The organism is Bacillus timonensis, from assembly GCF_004799755.1.
GTDB lineage: Bacteria > Bacillota > Bacilli > Bacillales > Bacillaceae_L > Ferdinandcohnia > Ferdinandcohnia timonensis_A.
Window position 1 is genome coordinate 1 of record NZ_SLUB01000128.1, and the last position, 1150, is coordinate 1150.

Here is a 1150-nt window from a genome sequence, read left to right on the forward strand (position 1 = left end):
AGATGTGTATAAGAGACAGGTTATAATAATTGACGTTTATAAACGTAATAAATTTGCTTGTAATCACGTTTATAAACTAAAAGAAAATATAAATAAATTAAATATTTAATTTTCCGATAAGAAAATTTCAATTAGAAAGTAGGTCCTTTTGATATTTTTCGATGTTTTTTCCTTATTTTTGACCTTTGAATTTGAAACGAAGTGATTTGAGAATCGATTAAAGTTTAAATAAAGTAAAAAGTAATCGTCAAATTAAGAGTCAGGAAAGGATATAAATGGTTAGAAAAGTTATTCGGCAAAATATTCACTATAAGCTCTAGTTTGGAACTTAACAAATAAATAGATAGTGAGATAAAGCGAACAAAAAAATATAATTCTTCCATTGATATTCTTACTATCCAATTTTCGGTATTAACAAAATTAGGGGTTGGATATTTCTTTTGGTTGACAGATTATTAACTATTTAAAATAAGGAGATGTGGGAAATATGTCATATCCACGGTGGTCAGAAAAAACGATAGAAAAAAGATATAAGCAAGGGCTTGGCTCCGGGGAGGGAGTAAATTACAAACCTTGGTTAGAAATAAAAGATGTGCCTTCAAAGGGGTTAAGTAATAGGCCAAAAGGATGGAAAACACAAAGGGAACACCATTTGTTATCAAATCTTGAGTTATATGCTTTTTTTATCTTTGAATGGTCAGATTCTATTCTTGATATTAGAGAGCAATATCCATTAGATCGTAGTGTAACAATTGAACTTGCGGAAAAAGCAGGTATCAAACATCCGGTCTATAGGGGGAAAAATGTTAAAAAGGATGAAGAGATAGGGGAAGAGGTTCCGGAAGTAGAAATGCTACATTAAATATGTACAGTAACGCTTGGATAAATATGTACAAAGTTGCTTTCATTCTACATACTAGTCATGAGGTGACTAGCTATGTATATATCATTGAATGTCGATGTTGATTTTGAGATTAATAGTCTTTTAGACTTACCAAAATTCAAGCAAATAATGGAGCATATGAAAATGAAAATTAATAAGAGCAAATTGGCAGAGGAATTAGGGGTAGATCGCCGAACAGTCGAAAAATACCTGAATGGTTTTGTTCCTAAAAGGACGAGAAAAAAGTCTTCAAAAATTGATGAATAC

The 1150-nt window shown here is 30.8% G+C and carries 1 protein-coding gene and 1 pseudogene; both read left to right on the forward strand.

The window, feature by feature from the left end:
• The first annotated feature begins 487 nt into the window (after window positions 1-487).
• Window positions 488-862, forward strand: coding sequence for a TnsA endonuclease N-terminal domain-containing protein (locus tag E1I69_RS24095; RefSeq protein WP_136382019.1), 375 nt, complete (start codon window positions 488-490; stop codon window positions 860-862).
• Between the two features lie 75 nt (window positions 863-937).
• Window positions 938-1150 (forward strand): annotated as a pseudogene (locus E1I69_RS24100) (IS21 family transposase); the annotation flags it as partial.